General features: G+C 46.1%; 12 protein-coding genes and 2 pseudogenes. 8 read left to right on the top strand and 6 right to left on the bottom strand.

The genetic code is table 11. The annotated features are described in order from the left end of the window. Together GKO01_RS14525 and GKO01_RS14530 are read left to right on the top strand one after the other, a co-directional pair. Positions 1-723: transposase (locus tag GKO01_RS14525; protein ID WP_099287644.1), on the top strand; the 723-nt coding region annotated here is incomplete at its 5' end. Between the two features lie 132 nt (positions 724-855). Continuing rightward, positions 856-1,104: pseudogene (locus GKO01_RS14530) on the top strand (integrase core domain-containing protein); the annotation flags it as partial. 70 nt (positions 1,105-1,174) lie between these two features. Here GKO01_RS14530 and GKO01_RS16180 read toward each other — a convergent pair. Continuing rightward, positions 1,175-1,297: pseudogene (locus GKO01_RS16180) on the bottom strand (transposase); the annotation flags it as partial. Positions 1,298-1,757: 460 nt separating this feature from the next. Here GKO01_RS16180 and GKO01_RS15845 point away from each other — a divergent pair. The 4 genes from GKO01_RS15845 (at position 1,758) to GKO01_RS14550 (ending at position 8,494) form a co-directional block, all read left to right on the top strand. After that, the gene (locus GKO01_RS15845) at positions 1,758-3,587 is read left to right on the top strand and encodes a hypothetical protein (protein WP_145994792.1); all 1,830 of its coding nucleotides are present in this window, start codon (positions 1,758-1,760) and stop codon (positions 3,585-3,587) included. After that, positions 3,580-4,359: a glycosyltransferase family 2 protein gene (locus GKO01_RS14540; RefSeq protein ID WP_099287646.1), complete on the top strand. Its 780-nt coding sequence runs from the start codon at positions 3,580-3,582 to the stop codon at positions 4,357-4,359. Before GKO01_RS15845 ends, GKO01_RS14540 begins: the two co-directional genes overlap by 8 nt. Positions 4,360-4,367: 8 nt before the next feature. Further along, positions 4,368-7,301, top strand: a complete 2,934-nt coding sequence (locus GKO01_RS14545) for a glycosyltransferase (protein WP_099287647.1) — start codon at positions 4,368-4,370, stop codon at positions 7,299-7,301. A 119-nt stretch (positions 7,302-7,420) separates the two neighbouring features. Next, a complete protein-coding gene (locus GKO01_RS14550) occupies positions 7,421-8,494 on the top strand; it encodes an IS5 family transposase (protein ID WP_099287648.1) in 1,074 nt (357 codons plus the stop codon). Between the two features lie 64 nt (positions 8,495-8,558). On the opposite strand, the gene GKO01_RS14555 is transcribed toward GKO01_RS14550, so the two are convergent. The 3 genes from GKO01_RS14555 to GKO01_RS14565 are packed head-to-tail and all read right to left on the bottom strand — an operon-like array spanning position 8,559 to position 12,615. Further along, the gene (locus GKO01_RS14555) at positions 8,559-9,896 is read right to left on the bottom strand and encodes an arylsulfatase (protein ID WP_244901495.1); all 1,338 of its coding nucleotides are present in this window, start codon (positions 9,894-9,896) and stop codon (positions 8,559-8,561) included. A 29-nt stretch (positions 9,897-9,925) separates the two neighbouring features. Then, the gene (locus tag GKO01_RS14560; RefSeq protein ID WP_244901496.1) at positions 9,926-11,215 is read right to left on the bottom strand and encodes a sulfatase-like hydrolase/transferase; all 1,290 of its coding nucleotides are present in this window, start codon (positions 11,213-11,215) and stop codon (positions 9,926-9,928) included. 56 nt (positions 11,216-11,271) lie between these two features. Then, positions 11,272-12,615: an autotransporter strand-loop-strand O-heptosyltransferase gene (locus GKO01_RS14565; RefSeq protein WP_099287650.1), complete on the bottom strand. Its 1,344-nt coding sequence runs from the start codon at positions 12,613-12,615 to the stop codon at positions 11,272-11,274. A gap of 338 nt (positions 12,616-12,953) precedes the next feature. On the opposite strand from GKO01_RS14565, the gene GKO01_RS14570 reads away from it, so the two are divergent. After that, positions 12,954-14,170, top strand: a protein-coding gene (locus GKO01_RS14570) for an IS3 family transposase (RefSeq protein ID WP_244901497.1) whose coding sequence is annotated in 2 segments (ribosomal slippage) — positions 12,954-13,212 and positions 13,212-14,170 — 1,218 coding nt in all. Because the reading frame shifts where the segments join, the coding sequence is not laid out codon by codon here. Between the two features lie 110 nt (positions 14,171-14,280). Here the strand turns inward: GKO01_RS14570 and GKO01_RS14575 are convergent. Together GKO01_RS14575 and GKO01_RS14580 are read right to left on the bottom strand one after the other, a co-directional pair. Further along, a complete protein-coding gene (locus GKO01_RS14575; protein WP_099287651.1) occupies positions 14,281-15,444 on the bottom strand; it encodes a sensor domain-containing phosphodiesterase in 1,164 nt (387 codons plus the stop codon). Between the two features lie 138 nt (positions 15,445-15,582). Beyond that, a complete protein-coding gene (locus GKO01_RS14580) occupies positions 15,583-16,482 on the bottom strand; it encodes a LysR family transcriptional regulator (protein WP_099287653.1) in 900 nt (299 codons plus the stop codon). A 107-nt stretch (positions 16,483-16,589) separates the two neighbouring features. On the opposite strand from GKO01_RS14580, the gene GKO01_RS14585 reads away from it, so the two are divergent. Continuing rightward, positions 16,590-18,229 (top strand): NAD-dependent malic enzyme (locus GKO01_RS14585; protein ID WP_099287652.1); only part of this gene is annotated, 1,640 nt, incomplete at its 3' end.

Here is an 18,229-nt window from a genome sequence, read left to right on the forward strand (position 1 = left end):
GAGGGTCTGTTCAATCGCTTTGATACAACCCTGCGCAACGCCGGATATCTGCCCATGTCGGGCCAGATCCTGGATGCAACGCTGGTGGCTGCTCCAAAGCAGCGCAATACAAACGCCGAGAAAGCCGATCTCCGGGCAGGTCGTATTCCCGAAGACTGGCAGGACAAGCGGGCAAAGCTGTCGCACAAGGATCGTCATGCGCGCTGGACGCTGAAGTTCACGAAGGCGAAGCGGCAGGATGACGGGACGATCCCGTCAACGGATCTCGCCATCCCGTTCTTTGGCTATAAATCGCATATTTCCATCGACCGGAAGTTCAGGTTCATCCGGAAATGGAAAGCGACAGATGCCGCCGCCAGTGACGGTGCCAGACTACGCGAGGGCTTGCTGGATAAAACCAATACGGCCTCAACAGTCTGGGCTGACACGGCCTATCGCTCGAAAGCCAACGAAGACTTCATGGAAAAGCAGGGCTTTGTCTCAAAGGTCCACAGGAAAAAGCCGCATCTCAAGCCCATGCCCCGCCACATCCAGCGGTCCAACGCAGGGAAGTCGGTGATCCGGTCGCGTGTCGAGCATGTCTTTGCCGATCAGAAATCGCAGACGGGGCTCTTCATTCGGACTGTCGGTATCACCCGGGCCACCATGAGGATCGGACTGGCCAATATTGTCTACAACATGCGCCGCTTCCTCTTCCTCGAGAGGTTGAACGCGAGCGCGTAGCCAGCCAGAGGGAGACAGCCCCTGATCTGCTCAAAACGCAGACCGAAAACGACCTCAAGAACCGTCAATCAAATCGCCAAAAACCAGAAATTACTCGCCAAGGCATATCAATAAACAGTTTTTCGATCCCTCCACGTGTTCATCGAGCGTCTGTGGCGGTCGATGAAATACGAATGCGTCTCCCTGCACGCCTTTGAGACCGGATCAGAACTTCGAGTGGGGCTCACGAAATGGATCACCCATTATAACGGGCAGCGTCCGCACGCGGCACTGGCTGGCCGCACGCCCGATGAGGCGTATCATGACGTGCCGACGCCCTCTGGTCCGGGGTTAACCCCGGACCAGAGGGCCAACAGCAGCGCCGTCAGAATGGCGGTATGACAACAACCGGGTATCGCTTATTCAAACCCAAAAACTGTCCAAACAGACGGGGCCACCTCTGTTCGATCGTCCGATACTGCGAAATCCAGTGTTTCAATGTCGATTTGCCAATCCCCAGATCCGCCGCTACGCGGCTCCGTGACAAACCGCTGCTTAAGACAATCCTTACCGCCTCACGGCGAAATTCTTCTGTGTGTCACTGCCATGGTTCCGTGCCTCTCCTGATGCGAGCATAAAATGCTCAGTGCATCGGCACAAAACCGTCGCAAGTCCATCCCACGCGTGGCTGATGATCGCTCATATCCCCAGAGTTCTGCAAAAAATCATTCAGATCGCTTCTTGAGTCAGCTTCTAACAGAACCTAGCAATAAACGGTTGGTATTATGTTAATGGAATGCTATAATTTTGTCGCCGTCCGTAACACTCCGTCAAAAAGCCCTTATTATTTCAAGAAAGGATTAAACTATGACTTGGAAAGTTCTAAAAGTCCTCAATTCGGGTTTTGCGTGTACAGTAATGTCAATGAGTTATGGTTCTTCTTTCACCCCTCCATTTCGTTAAATAATTTGTGATAGCGAGTATTTATTGTTATCTATAAGATTATAATTTTAGTGTTTATATTTTCAAAAATTTAATTTTCATGGGAGTTTATTTTGTTTTACGATCCAGAGAAAATAATTTCTGAAATAAAAAAAATAGGTCTTTTTGACACAGAAGCATACCTCTCAGATAATTCTGATGTTCGCGAAAGTGGAGCTGACCCCGTTTATCACTATATCCATTATGGATTAAACGAAAATAATAGAAAGCCATTCCGAGAATTTGACGAAAATCAATATATTTATGATTTTTCTCGGGACGAAATCGATAATCACCCGTTCATAGATTTAGTTATGCGGAATTGCTACGATGCAAATTTGTCTACGGCATTTTTGACCCCGCAAGAGATATACATTTATAACCTTATCTCTTATCATAATTTATTCGATGAAAATTATTACATTTCTAATAATATTGATCTAGAATCAATAGAAATTCCGCTTCTTGTGCATTATGTGAAATATGGAATTCATGAAATAAATAGAAATCCTAATAAAAATTACAACAATAAAAATTATATCGAAGTCTACAAAGATGATATGAAAAAAAATGAACCGCCATTTATTCACTATATAAGAAATAATATAAAACTTAGTTTTTTTGATAAAGGACTTTTAAGTAATTTCTGTAACGAATCTTTAATGAAGGCAACGTCTAAGCTAGAAAAATTTCCATTTTTTTCTTCAGAATCGTATATTTCTTCTAATAAAGATGTTTTGCATTCGGATCTTCCCCCACATCAACATGCGATTCTCTATGGTATTCTAGAGGGACGTGATATTTTATCTAAACTTCAAATAGCTCAAATTTTAGGAAATAAATCAAAAACATGTCCACAGTATAAATTGTCGTTCAGTCAAAATCCCAATTTATCAATTACAATAGGAATTTTTTATCATACGCGGGGAAATTGTTTTATTAAAGAAATAGCAAATGATCTTTTTTGTCTTTTAAGTGATGGGCAATTTCAAGTATCTTTGGAAACAGAAAATACTCCCTTAAGTAAAAAACCAGATTTATGTATTTTTTGTGCTCCTCATGAATTTTTCTTTCTTCCTGGAAGTAAAAAATGGGAAAAATATGAAATTATTAAATCATCTATTATGCTAAACACAGAGCAGGCACAAACTGAATGGTTTTCAAGGGGCCTTATTTATTTATTTATGTCTTCTGGTGTTATAGATTTGCTATATCAACATGTAGATATATTTGAATCGATTGGGATACCTTCATTTCATTTTTCGCCTATACCTGATTATTCTGCAACGAAAATTTTAGATAAAGATCGTGCGAATTCATTTTTTCGGGTTCTGCCTGAGAATGCAAAAATTGACAATCCGAATGGAGCTTTGCGCCCTATTGATGAGCGTTCTATTGATATTAGCTTTTTTGGTAATATGTCGAACAAGAGAGAAAAATTTTTTCTGCGTAACGCCGATTTCTTTGCTATGCATGAATGTTTTTTCTATAATCGACAATTCAAAACCCCTATTATTATGGAAGGTTCAAGTAAAATATTAAGTCGTATGCCATTTTATGTAAGTGAAAATAGTAAAATTTGCTTAAACATTCATCGAAACAATGATCCTTATTTTGAGTGGCAACGTATTATTAAACATGGGGCAGCCCGAGGGGCTGTGGTGGTGACGGAAGAATGTTTACCTACTCCTTTGTATCAAGAGGGCATACATTTTTTAGTTGAAACCCCACGTCATATGCCGCATCTTATTTCGTGGCTGTTGTCTACAATAGACGGACAAAATAAAATGCAAGAGATACAAAATTCATGTTTGAATATTTTCCAGCAACAGGCACTAAAAAAATCAAAATTTTTTGATATTTCAATATTTATTGAAAGAGTTTGGAAAAAAGTAAATGTATGATAAGTCTTGGAATCCAGATCCAGAAATTCTTTTTTGTCATGAGATACCATCTTTTTTTGACGATAAAGAACATATATCAGTCATAGTTACAAACTATAACTATGAAAATTACATAATCGAATGTTTGGAATCCATTTCCAACCAAACCTATAATAATTTAAGCCTTATAATAGTTGACGATAATTCAGATCGATTTGAATCAATAGAAATAATATCGGATTGGATGAATAAAAACAAACATCGTTTCATTTCAATGAAGTTTTTAAAAAATTCAATGAATCAAGGTCCATCAGCATCCCGAAATACTGCGATTATGCATTCTCTATCTGAGATTATATTTATAATTGATGCTGACAATACTATTATGCGCACGGCTATATCTAAGCTATATAATTGTTTAAATCGAACCAATGCTCAAGGAGTTTATTGCCAGATAGCCAAATTCGGAGACCAAAATCAAATTGGAAGTGCAGATTTATGGGATCCTACGGAAATGTTCCATAAAAATTATGTCGATGTTATGGCAATGATAAAGAAAAGTGCTTGGTCTCAGGTTGGCGGATTTTCTCATATTGAAGATGGTTGGGAAGATTATGATTTTTGGTTAAAATTCATTGATAATAATATTGACATGGTATTTTTGCCTGAAATTCTATGCCGTTATCGTGTCCATGAATCATCTCGAACTGCTACTGAAGCGTATAAACATCATGATGATCTTGCAATCATAATGCGTTATCGGCATCCCGAACAACCTAAAACTAAAGAATAGAAATTCATATGATTCCTCTAGAAGATTTTTCAGTACGAACCACACATTCCTGGAACTATATAGATTTTTCATGGATGAAAAAAAAATACCCCGAAATTGAAGAGCTTTTTCAACAGCAAGATGATTTTGATGCTGAAGAGATTTTACTTTTATCTGGAAAATGTGGATACCAGCCCAATCCGTATTTTGATGAATCTTATTATGTGAATCGCTATAGTGATGTTCGAAACGCCATCTCTCGTGGAGAGTTTGTTTCTGGTTTTGACCATTATAGACGATTTGGATATAAAGACCGCAATCCACATTGGTTGTTTTGCGAAGAATACTATATTACTAAGTATGTTGATGTAGCACGTCAAATCATCAACGGAGAATTTTTTTTAAATGGATATGATCATTATCTTCAAGTGGGTGACTTACAATTTCGAAGCGGGACGTGGTTTTTTGATCCTCTTAAATACCTAAAATGTTTGTTTGATGGAGACGTAAAACGACCATTTAGACATTATATGAATAATATCGACCAAAATACTAATATTCCCAGTGTGTTTTTTGATGAAAATTGGTATGTCAACTCATACCCTAATACTATTGCCGAATTAAATTCAGGTCTCTATGTATCCGCACTACATAAATATTTATCAAGTTGTTTTGAAAGTAAATTCGATCCATCTTGTTTTTTTTCTGAAGAGTTTTATCTTGAATCAAATCCAGATGTTTTTGAAGCTGTACGGTCAGGGCGCTTTTCTAAAGGTTATGAGCATTTTTTACTTTACGGTATTCAAGAGCTTCGCAGCCCTCATCCTAATATAGACTTGAAAAAATTTTATCACAATTCATATGTCCAAGACCTCCTCTTAAACGGACGCATTTCAGACGTTTTTGTGGCCTGGTGTGTATTAAATGGAAAAATAACAAAAGTTGAAAAAATTTTATACGAATCTGAAGAGAGTACAAAATTCTCATTTCAGAAAAAAAGTTCATCTTTAGCTATAAATGCAGCAAGGACAAAATTAGATTTTTCATTTAAAAATCCATTGATAAGCGTTATTGTCGTTATTCATAATAATTTTAATATGACAATTAATTCTCTAACCGCACTAAGATCTTCATATCCAAATGAAATTCAATTAATTATTGTTGATAGCGCCTCATCTGATGAGAATCGCTGCATTGAAAATTATGTTATTAATGCAAAAATTCTTCGTTTCGAAGGAAATATCGGTTTTATTCGATCTTGCAATGAAGCTGTTAAATTTATATGCTCTCCATATATTCTTTTTTTAAATAATGATACTGAAATAAAATGGGGAAGTATTCAATCTGCAATTAAGAGATTTGACAACGAAATAAAAATTGGAGTTATTGGTGGAAAAATCATCAGAACTAACGGATTACTTCAGGAAGCAGGAGCAATCATTTACAGGGACGGAAGTGTAGAAGGATATCTACGCGATTGTAGCCCAGATGCTCCAGAAGCAAATTTTGTCCGTCGTGTTGATTTTTGCTCAGGAGCAGCTTTGTTTACAAGAACAGAGCTATTTCGAAAAATAGGTGGATTTGATGAAAATTATATTCCGGCGTATTATGAAGAGACTGATTATTGTGTGAAAATATGGAAATCTAATTATGAAGTAATATATGATCCATCAATTAATGTAATTCACTACGAATATGCGTCATCTAGTATTAAAGAAGGAACAGATTATATTAATCGCAATAGGTATATTTTTAATTCAAAACATAGGGATTTCCTGTTAAATAAAAAAATCAAGTCAAAACTGAATTCACACTTATCACGATCTATTGAAAAATACGGATCTAAACGTATTTTGTTTATTGAAGATAAAATTCCTTTGAAATCTTATGGTTCTGGGTTCTCAAGATCTTATGACATCATTAATACACTATCCACAATGCAGCACGAAATTACATTGTTTCCAGTATTTAAGTCTTCTTCATCAGCTGTTCATCTATATGAAAAATTCCCAGATTCGGTTGAAATTATGTGGGATCGAGATATAAACGATCTTGAATATTTCATTACTATGCGATCTGGAATGTATGATGCAATATGGATATGTCGGACGCAAAATGTTGGACGTATTGTTCCGATTATCGAAAAAATATCTCACCTTATTCCATTAATTGAAATTATCGCCGATACAGAAGCAGTTAGTACTGTTCGTGAAGAACAACATAATCGCCTTAAAGGACTTCCTCAAAAAGATTACATTCCTTTTGAAATTCGTCTTCGTTCTGAGTTCGAATGCTTATCAATTGCCACAAAAATAGTTGCCGTTAATGATTATGATGCATCTTTATTAAAAAAGAACGGTTTTAATAACGTTTATATCCTTGGGCATGTACAAACACCCAATCCAACCCCTAATATTTGGTCCGAAAGATCAGATTTACTTTTTGTTGGTGCTATTCATGATTATAATTCCCCGAACTATGATTCTATTATTTGGATGACGACGGTTTTGTGGCCAAAATTAGAAAAGTTTTTACCTATTGATGTCAATTTAATTATTGTTGGACACTTAGGAAGTGGTATATCTTTTTCATCATTTCCAAAATCCGATAGAATAAAGTATATTGGAAAAGTAGACGACATTTATTATTTTTATAATAGATGTCGTCTGTTTCTGGCACCAACTCGATTTGCTGCAGGAATTCCTTATAAAATATATGAGGCGGCATCACACGGTTTGCCTATTGTTGCGTCGAATATTCTTTGCGATCAAGTAAAGTGGGATAACGGCAAAGAAATTATTTCTGCGGAAAATGGTAATTTTCAAGATTTTATCGAAAAAATAATAGACCTATATTCAAATAAAACGAAATGGTCAGAAATAAGATCTGGATCTTTCAATAAAATTTTAATAGAAAATTGTAATTCTTTTTATGTTGATTCTATAAAAAAAATTATTACGTAGCTTTTGTAATATCCTGACTCAATAAGTGGTCTGAATAATTTGGATGGATCGAAGGGCCCTCTGGTTTCGGGGCGCCCTTTGTGTTTCCATTACTACTGCGTTGAATGGGGGCAGGGAAGATGAAGCGGGCTGGTTTCTTTGATGTTGAAGAGCGGCTTGCTCGATTAATCGGCGATCAGTTCGAAGCGTTTTCCCGGACTGTGGATTTTGAAGTGTTCCGTCCTGACCTGGAGCAGGCTCTGGCCTATTCAGACGGAAGCAAGGGCGGGCGACCGCCATTTGATCCAGTGTTGATGTTCAAGGTTCTGGTGATCCAGGCGCTGAACAATCTGTCCGATGAACGGATGGAGTATCTGATCAACGATCGCCTGTCGTTCATGCGCTTCCTTGGCCTGGGGCTTTCAGATCGTGTTCCTGATGCCAAAACACTCTGGCTGTTCCGTGAACGCCTGACCCAGGCGGGAGCGATCGAGGGTCTGTTCAATCGCTTTGATACAACCCTGCGCAGTGCTGGTTATCTGCCCATGTCGGGCCAGATCCTGGATGCAACGCTGGTGGCTGCTCCAAAGCAGCGCAACACGAACGCCGAGAAAGCCGATCTCCGGGCAGGCCGTATTCCCGAAGACTGGCAGGACAAGCGGGCAAAGCTGTCGCACAAGGATCGTCATGCGCGCTGGACGCTGAAGTTCACGAAGGCGAAGCGGCAGGATGACGGGACGATCCCGTCAACGGATCTCGCCATCCCGTTCTTTGGCTATAAATCGCATATTTCCATCGACCGGAAGTTCAGGTTCATCCGGAAATGGAAAGCGACAGATGCCGCCGCCAGTGACGGTGCCAGACTACGCGAGGGCTTGCTGGATAAAACCAATACCGCCTCAAGCGTCTGGGCCGATACCGCGTATCGCGCGAAAGCCAACGAAGACTTCATGGAAAAGCAGGGCTTTGTCTCAAAGGTCCACAGGAAAAAGCCGCATCTCAAGCCCATGCCCCGCCACATCCAGCGGTCCAACGCAGGGAAGTCGGTGATCCGGTCGCGTGTCGAGCATGTCTTTGCCGATCAGAAATCGCAGACGGGGCTCTTCATTCGGACTGTCGGTATCACCCGGGCCACCATGAGGATCGGCCTGGCCAATATCGTTTACAACATGCGCCGCTTCCGCTTCCTGGAGAGGTTGAACGCGAGCGCGTAGCCAGCCAGCGGGAGACAGCCCCTGATCTGCTCAAAACGCAGACCGAAAACGACCTCAAGAACCGTCAATCAAATCGCCAAAAACCAGAAATTACTCGCCAAGGCATATCAATAAACAGTTTTTCGATCCCTCCAGGCCGGACGATTTTCCATTTCCCCAAACGCGCCGCCTGCCAGAAAGACGGCTCATATGTCTCCCAGTAGAGCAGTCGCTCCGGCAGCCCCCCCTGCCCCAGCAGAACGGGCGTCAGATCGCGACCATCCGTCACCACAGGAACACTGCGCCCTGCAAGCCCCAGAACCGTCGGCAGCAAATCGGGATGATAAACGGGCGTCTCGTTCGTCGTGCCCGCAGCGATCCGTGAAGGCCAGCGCGCAATCAGCGGAACACGGATTCCACCCTCGTAAAGCTCGCGTTTATAGCCTCGCAACGGACCATGAGAGTTGAAGAAAGTCACAACCTCCGTCTGCTCCGCTGTAGGTTCGGATCTCGGCCCATGATCGGACGACACAAACACGATCGTATCATTGTCCAGCCCGGACGCTTCAAGCGTTTGCAGAATACTGCCGACGCCAGCGTCCAGAAATTCGATCATGGCCGCATAGGCTTTTTCCCGGGCACCCCAGGGCTCTCCTGCATAATCCCCCTCGGCTGGCGTAATATGCGGACTATGCGGCGCGTTATAGGCGACCGTCAGGAAAAAGGGCTTCTGGCTATGACGCCTGATGAAGTCGCAGCTCTGATCCGTCACAATGTCGGTTTCGTAGACGGCCCGCCCCCCGCCGGCATTTCCCGCGACATCCTGCAACGTCGTGCCGTCGTACCATTTCTCCGGAAAATAGCCCTGCGTCTTTTCCGTCTGCGTCAGCCATCCGTGGAATTCATCAAACCCGTGCCGCGTCGGGATGGCGTCAGGATTGTAACCATCGAGATGCCACTTCCCAACCAGCCCCGTCACATATCCCTGCTCTTTCAGAACAGACGCGACCGTCGGTTCCTGATCGAACAGATTGGCTCTACGGATTTGTTCCTTCCCCTTGTATCCGACCACGCCTCCGGCGAGCGCAAAGTTGTCGCGGATGGAAGCATGTCCCATATGGCGCCCCGTCATGAGCGCACAGCGGGAAGGCGAGCAGATAGGCGCGCCACCGTAAGCCTGCGTGAACTTCATGCCTTGAGCCGCCATCCGGTCGATGTGCGGTGTGCGGATTCTGGCCTGGCCGTAACAGCCAAGATCGTACACGCCCAAGTCATCCGCGATGATGTAAATGATGTTGGGCGCCCGCGAGACTGCCTTGGAAGCTGCATGCGCAGTCCGCTCCGACAGCCCCAGAGTCACCGTGCCGAGCGCTGCGGTCCCGGCAAGAAGTGTCCGGCGGTTCATGCGAATTGAACGGATCAAGGCCTGCGCCTCCTTTGATGTAATGGAATTCATTGGCCGGAAGATCGTGCTGTCGTGAGGGTGACACCCCCATATCGCCCGCCTTCGACGAAAATCGCCCCCTGCGCCCCGCCCGCAGGGACATCGACATCAGCACTCAGCGTATAAGGATCATGCCCCAGATCCGGTGCAAAACGCGGCCCTACGCGATCCACGCCAGAGCGGTAGGTAAAGACCGTCTGCCCTGTCGCCGTACCAAGCGGATATGCGTCAACTCCGGGCCGGAGCGAATATGCATGATTACGGCTGACCTTGTGCTGGAAAAGCGCCTGAAGCTCTTTGAATTTTTCGAAATATTTCGCAGCCAGATCATGGGCCTGACTGTAGTCATCGCTCAGCCTGTAGAGCTCCCACGGATGCGTCTGCGGCTGTGTCCCACGGGTCAGATACACGCGGTTGTCACCCACTTCCCATGTTTCCTGAGCAAGCTGTCCGGCCCACCATCCATCGGAATAAATGCCCAGATTTCCGCTCGTGGTGAAATACTGCACTTTATGCCGCGACGGAGCGTCGGGATGATCGAGCGTATAGAGCAGGCTCCGGCCTTCAATCGGGAGTTGCTCAACGCCCGCCGTGTGGGACGGCGGTGTAATCCCGGCGGCTTCATAAAGCGTTGGCGCAATATCATTCAGATGCCCAAATTGACCCCGTATTCCATGAGTGTCGTGGATGCGTGCGGGCCAGGAGGTGACCAGCGGGTCCGTCGTCCCACCCAGATGGGCGGCATCCTGTTTCGTGCCCTGAAACGGAGACGTCAGCGCCCATGCCCATGCGGCAGCATAATGATTGAGATACAACTCGCTTCCCAGCGCATCACTGTTGGCCAGACGCGTCCTGACATCCGGCGTTCCGCCCTCCGCAGTCTTTGCATCCCTCCCCAAAAACCCGCCTTCGGCACTCCCCCCATTATCCCCGAACACTTCCAGGACAAGCGTGTTGTCTGCAATGCCTTCCTCCTGCAGAGTCGCCAGAAGCCGCCCGACTTCATGATCCGTCTCTTCGGCAAAAGCGGCATAAACCTCGGCCTGATGCGCAAGCAGCTTCTTTTCATCCGGAGACAGACTGTCCCATGCAGACAGGGTGGAGGGGCGCGGTGTCAGTTCCTCATTCGCCGGGATGACGCCAAGCGCCTTCTGACGTTCAAAGCTCTGCTGCCGGATAACATCCCAGCCCTGATCGAACTTCCCTTTATATTTCGCAATCCATGCCCTGGGCACATGATGCGGCTCGTGCGTCGCACCCGTCGCATAATAAAGAAAGAACGGTTTGTCGTGCGCCACGGCGTCATGCCGATGCAGCCTTTGAACGTTTTACGTTCTGACAAACCCGAGATAGTTCAGAGAGGCAGGTTTTTTTTTGAGCTCTCTAGCGGCAGCCCCTTATCTTTGATGAGGCGCTTGACCGTATGGATAACCTGTGCCCCAGTAATGAGACGAGTACATTCAAACTGCCTGTCAGTTCCTTTATGTCGTGGACACCATAAAAAATCCTTATGTTCAAACTGATATTCTGGGTCATTCCAGCAGGAATTACAGGTATGCCAATTAATGATCCGATACGGCGTGGCAAACTCGTTATCCGGATGCGTAAAACCGGAAATCATCACCACGGGCGTCCCAGCTGCATGCGCCAGCCAGGCCAAACCGCTGGAAAGGCCAATAAAGAAACTAGCATGTTTCAACCAGCGTGCTCGTTCTGCCAAAGGGCGGTTCCCTGTCTCATCCTCGACTCCATGAGGAATATGATTGTACACATACCCCGTTCCATTAAACGTCTTTTGATCAATGCAAATCACACGATACCCTGAAGTCTTCAGAAACGCGATGACCTGGTGCCACCCTGCTGGATTGTTCCAGTATTTGCACTGCGTACTAGCCTGCGTAGCTATAACAACATACGGCCCCTTAATTGGAGGTATGTCACCATTCTGGATCGTGATGGGTGGTGGAATTTCATCCCAGGGATTAACCCCTAAAATATAGGCTGCCGTCCGATGCAGGCCGACATGTCGGAAATCTGTCGGTTGATGCGCGAACTCAGTGTCTGTGAAGAACAGACCAATCTTATAGCTGGCATAGAATCCTGCCGTGAAATCCTTGTCCACCTTAGCTTCACCATGGCCAACAAGCGTAATGTTTGGGTTCGCCGCCTTAACGAGTGGCAGGATCACGTCTGCAATTGAACAAGTGACGTTAGCGCCGCTTTCCCGAGCCAGTCGCAGAACAGCGGGCAGCCAAGCAATGGTATCACCAAGCGTTCCAACGGGAAGTTGAACTAATACCGGTGCTCCCTTCAGAGATAACTCATGATGCAGCACGTCTTCACGGGTACCATCCGACTTCTCCAGCCAGACATCAATAGTGAAGGGTATAAAGAACTTCTTGGTCGAAGTAACCATGCCGCTCTTAAGGCGAGCATCGAACAGAATGTTCCCTGTAGAATAGTCAGACAGTCGAATATGCCATTGACCAATCTCTGGCTTAATTTCGGGCACCATGACTCGCGCACCGTCATTAAAGTCGAAACGTACCCCCTGACGCCCTTCGACGACCGGAACAAGAGGGATAGCAAGATACGGAGATTTCATCTCCGTATCGACAGAAGAAGAACTTGAAGCCGATGAAGAAAAGGGTGCTGAAGAATCGTCTGTCTGATTTGGTATGGAGATTACATCAGGCATAATTAAATCGGACTCCAAATATAAGTATACTTCATGAGAAAAAAATTTCTTTAATTTTATACAAAAGGGCGATAAGGTATTTATGCTATAGTATAATTCAAATTATATTTAATAAAGCGGTTTTTAGGATACGATCTAACTCGTTATAACGCAATAGACTAAATTCCTTAGAACCTAGATGTTTGGTCCCGTGTTTTGATGGGTTGGATTGATGATGAATTTTTCTGGCTCTGAAGTCCATATTTTGCAGACATATTCGTAAGGTGTGAGGCCACTGACGTGCTCCCCGGAAATGTCACCATTTTAAAGTAGAGTCCGATCGAGAAGGATACGGACGAATGAAACGCAGTTGTTTTACGGAAGAGCAGATCATAGGGGTGCTGAAGAAACAGGAGGCTGGGCTCAAGGTCTCTGATCTTTGCCGCAGACACGGGATCAGTGATGCGACGTTTTACAAATGGAAGACCCGCTATGGTGGCCTTGAAATATCGGAAGCCAAACGGTTGAAGGCATTGGAAGATGAAAACAGTCGTCTGAAGCGTCTCCTGGCGGATGCGATGCTGGATAATGCGGCGTTGAAGGAAATTGTTGGAAAAAAGTGGTGACGCCTGTCGCAAAGCGGCAGGCGGTCCTACACCTTAAAAAGGGTCTGGAACTGAGTGAGCGTCGCGCCTGTGCCCTTGTTGGTCTTGCCAGGCGTGTTGCGCGGTATGTTTCCACCCGGGCAGATGATGCCGCCCTGCGCCAGCGCCTGCGGGATCTGGCGAGCCAGAGACGCCGCTTTGGCTATCGCCGCCTGGGTTATCTTCTGGCTCGGGAAGGGTTTAGCCCCAATCACAAGAAGCTGTTTCGCCTTTACAAGGAGGAAGGGCTGAAAGTCCGCCATCGGGGTGGCCGCAAGAGGGCACTGGGGACGCGTTCTCCCATGACCATCCCTCAGGAACCCGGGCAGCGCTGGAGCCTGGATTTTGTCTCGGATGCCCTGATCTGTGGCCGCCGGTTCCGCATTCTAGCTGTTATCGACGATTTCAGTCGCAAGAACCTGGCATTGGTTGCCGACACGTCATTATCAGATGGACGGGTGGCGCGGGAACTGACGGCCCTGGTAGAACGATATGGCAAACCCCTCATGATTGTCAGCGACAACGGTACGGAGTTCACATCCCATGCCATCCTGAAATGGGCGGATAAGATGAAGATTGAATGGCACTATATCGCCCCCGGTAAACCGCAGCAGAACGGCTTTGTCGAAAGTTTCAACGGCCAGCTGAGAGATGAATGCCTCAACGAAACGCTGTTCACCTCCCTCAGCCATGCCCGACAGGTTCTGGCTGACTGGCGGGAAGACTACAACACGGTGCGTCCCCATTCCCAATTGGATGGCAGGACACCGGATCAGGTCGCCAGACAAGTGTCTCGGGGCATGCCCCCGAGACACTTGTCATCCCACCAACCCCAAGCCATAAAAAACGGGAACTCTCCTTTTGAGTGGATACAAAAAGGGGGGCACGTCACATCAGCAACAAGCCATAAAAATACAGAACTCTCTTTTTGAATAGATACAAAAAAGGGAGCACGTCAAAAGGCATCAGAATCTAAAAGTGTTCGAGCTGTAATTACATCAGAGAGAAGGCGTCTTCTCGAATGACTTCCAGAATATGCAGGTTACCAGACATTCAGCCGTTTCTGCGCCATTATCCCATTAATTGTCTTGCTAAATATTTCGAGTGAAATAATTGAATAACCTAGAATTTCTTCTGATTCGTCTCTAACCTGGGTCAGCATAACAAGGTCGATGTCACCACTCTCCCGCGTAAACCTGTAGGGAGGATAAGGTAGACCGCGTTCTCTAAAAGACTTCAAGCATTCGAGCATCGTACGCGCATCAGGCAGAAGCACATGGATATCGGCACCAATAACCTCTTTTTTGTCAAAACCAATTCGACGACAGAATGTCATGCTAGCATCCCGGATGATATAGTCTCTATCTATAAAACAAATCGCAACTTCTTTCGAATTATAGAGAGATGATATTTGAAATGCCCTCTCTTCAATAGATAGTCTTTGATATTCGTTTTCCGTATGTACCGCCGGATTGGAATTCGGGTTTCCAATCCTTTTTAATGGCCGAGGAGGACTGAACAGATAACCCTGCCCTTTCGTACAACCAATTTTCCGTAACAGATCTGCCTGCTCGACCGTCTCTATCCCTTCTGCAATCACGTCAATATCGAGGCTATTCGCCAAGCCAACAATCGCAGATATTATTTTTCTGTCCTCTTTACGACTGACACAGGAATGCACGAATTTCTGGTCAATTTTTACACCTGAAAATGGCAAAGAACTCAGGATCGTGAGACTTGAATAGCCGGTGCCGAAATCGTCCATGACGAAGGAAATTCCGGTTGCATTCAGCTCTGTCATGAATTTAGTACAAAGCGCGAGATCAGAAATAATCACACTTTCAGTAATTTCGATTTTGATGCGCTCGTGCGGGAACTCATAGAGGCTGATGAGGGACAGGATATCATCAAGAATACAGGCATCCGATATCTGAGATGGTGAAAGATTAAACGAGAAAAATAGGTTAGGATCGAATTTAAGTCGCTGACGGAAAGTATATTCCAGAAGGAAAATAAGGAGTCCATCAAGAAGTTTTTGATCTTCGAAGCGATCTATACTTATTTTTGTATCGAGAATTTTTCCGGAATCAAAAAACCTACTCAAAACTTCATAACCAATTATTTGGTCTGATTTCATTGAAACAATTGGCTGGAAATAAGGCAACACAGAAATCGTCGTTTCACCAATTTTGAAATGGCGGTTCATTGTCTTTCCCTTTTCAGGGTTAATACGGTGTAAAACGTTCCGATATCGTTAACGTATTATGCGTATCAACGTTTACTGGTCTTCCTCTGTTTTATTTTCATAATGTATCGACACTTACCTCTCCTCATATAATCAAGACTAAGGGTGCGCCAAAAAGTCTCTTAAATTATCGAGAAAAGTTTTAACGCGTAGAGGGACGTTGCGTCGACTGGGCATCGTTGCAAATAGCCCGATTGTTTCCCCCTGATACTCTGGAAAAAGACGGACCAACCTACCGCGTTGCAGGTCGTCGCTGACGTCCCACAAGACTTTGAATACGATGCCTTTGCCCTTGAGGGCCCAGTCATGCACCACTTCGCCGCTCGTCGTCGAGAGATGAGGAGTTACCTCTACAATCTGAGCTTCACCCGAACGAGATAGTCTCCACTGGTCGAGCATCCCCAGTTCATGCCCCCGCATCAGGCAAATACAACGGTGCTCAGTTAACTGGGCAAGGGTGGTCGGCATGCCAAACCTCTCGAGATAGGCTGGAGAAGCGCAGATGACCCGTTCACTATTCATGATCTTCGTCGCGACAGTTCCTGCTTCATTTGGCATTCCAATCCGAATGGCTAGGTCAAGGCGACTATTAACGACATCCAGTCCTTCGTCTGACAGGAGGAGATGCACACGCAGCTTTGGAAAACGATCGGCAAATTTACTGACAAAATCAGCCAACCGACGGCGCCCCAGTTCAAGTGGCGCCCCGATCCGCAGGACACCACGAAGCTCCTTCTGATTGGCAGAAATCTCTGCTTCAGCCGCCTCGATATCAATCATGATCTCTGCAGCACGCTCATAAAACGTCTGTCCCTCGTCCGTCAGGTCGAAGCGTCTTGATGTCCTTGTGACCAGACGTACGCCAAGCCGCTCCTCCAGCCGAGCCAGTCTTCGACTGGAAGCTCCTGCCGAAACGTTGAGGTGACGCGCGACTGCAGTCAGATTCCCCGCTTCAACGAGAAGTACGAAAAATCTCAGATCACCAGCGTCATCGTGCATTGAGAGTACCATCTTTGCATTTTAAACACAGATACAATGTCTTTTATGTGACTACCAGCGCGATAAACACACATCCATTGTGAGTACATCAATGAACGGAGATAGACATGACGTCCGATCGCACTGTACCTTCACTCCCTCCCCTTCTGGATGCGGTTCACAACCGCGAAACTGCCTTCACAAACGAAGAGCGGCACAAGAATGGTACGCTCGGCCTCTTGCCAGACGCCGTCGAAACCCTTGATCGGCAGATGGAGCGCGTCCTGTGGCAGCTTGACAGCAAGAGCAGCGATCTCGAGCGCTTTCTCCATCTGAACGGATTGTCACAGCGTAACGAGACCCTGTTCTTCAAGGTTGTGATGTCTGATCCGAAGCGCTTTCTTCCCATTGTTTACGATCCGACAATCGCTGATGCCTGCCTTCAGTACAGCCGTCTCTTCGAGAGACCACAGGGTATGTATCTTTCGCTACGTCACAAAGGTCGTGTGAAAGAGGTACTCGCCAACTGGCCCGAAAAAAATGTGCGCTTCATTTGCGTCAGTTCCGGCGGCCGTATTCTGGGGCTCGGAGATATCGGAGCCAACGGTATGGGCATTCCGGTGGGCAAGCTGCAACTCTATACGGCCTGCGCCGCCATCCCACCTCAGGGCCTGATGCCAATGTTACTGGATATCGGTACGACCAATCAGGAGTTGATTGACGATCCACTCTATCTCGGTCTGCGGCAGCCCCCCCCATCCTCAGACGAACTTGACGCATTCGTCGATGAACTCGTGGCAGCCATTCAAGAGCTTTATCCTCGTTGCTGCTTACATTTTGAGGACTGGAAAGGAGACGATGCCATCCGCCTATTGGCGCGATATCGTGACAAAATCCTTTGCTATAATGACGATATTCAGGGGACTGCGGCCATTACGATCGCGGGCCTCGACACAGCCTTATCGATCAAGGGTGAGGCGCTGAAAGAACAACGTATCCTGTTCTACGGTGCAGGGTCTGCCGGGATCGGCATCGCGAATATGATCGTGAGTGCATTACAGGACGAAGGTCTTTCTGCAGCTGACGCCCGCGCCCGCATTTCCATGATGGATATCAACGGTTTGATCGAACCTTCGCGGCAGGATCTTAATCCGTCTCAGAAAGTGTTCGCCCACTCCCATGCCGCGACGAAAGACCTTGCGGCGGCAGTCAGAGCCATTAAGCCCACTGTTCTGATCGGCGTCAGCACCAACGCGGGTGGCTTCACCGAGGAAGTCGTTCGCACCATGGCGAGCATCAACGACAAGCCCGTTATTTTCGCGCTCTCCAATCCCACCGACAAGGCGGAATGTACCGCGGAGCAAGCTTATCGCTGGACAGACGGCCGTGCCCTCTTCGCTGCTGGCGTCCAGTTCGACGATGTTACTTTGAATGGCAAAACGCTCACCCCCGGACAGGCCAATAATTTCTATATCTTCCCCGCCGTGGCACTGGCTGTCTGGGCAACACAGGCACGACGCATCACCGACGAGGTCTTCCTTGAAGCTGCGAAGGCAACCGCTGAACAGGTCACAACGGAACAACGTACCCATGGCCTGCTTTTTCCGCCGCAAAAAGATGTCCTACGTGTGGAGATCAACACGGCCATCAAAGTCGCGCGTCAAATCTTCAAATCGGGCCTGGCTCAGGTCTCTGAACCCGAAGACATCGTGGACTGGATTGAAGCTAAGCTCTACCGTCCGGAATACTCTACGTTAGAGGAGAACTG

The organism is Gluconobacter kondonii (assembly GCF_002723995.1).
Lineage (GTDB): Bacteria > Pseudomonadota > Alphaproteobacteria > Acetobacterales > Acetobacteraceae > Gluconobacter > Gluconobacter kondonii.

Coding starts and splice junctions, on each gene's coding strand:
- GKO01_RS14540 (WP_099287646.1), top strand. CDS start 3,580: ATGTATGATAAGTCTTGGAATCCAGATCCAGAAATTCTTTTTTGTCAT.
- GKO01_RS14545 (WP_099287647.1), top strand. CDS start 4,368: ATGATTCCTCTAGAAGATTTTTCAGTACGAACCACACATTCCTGGAAC.
- GKO01_RS14550 (WP_099287648.1), top strand. CDS start 7,421: ATGAAGCGGGCTGGTTTCTTTGATGTTGAAGAGCGGCTTGCTCGATTA.
- GKO01_RS14565 (WP_099287650.1), bottom strand. CDS start 12,615: ATGCCTGATGTAATCTCCATACCAAATCAGACAGACGATTCTTCAGCA.
- GKO01_RS14575 (WP_099287651.1), bottom strand. CDS start 15,444: ATGAACCGCCATTTCAAAATTGGTGAAACGACGATTTCTGTGTTGCCT.
- GKO01_RS14580 (WP_099287653.1), bottom strand. CDS start 16,482: ATGCACGATGACGCTGGTGATCTGAGATTTTTCGTACTTCTCGTTGAA.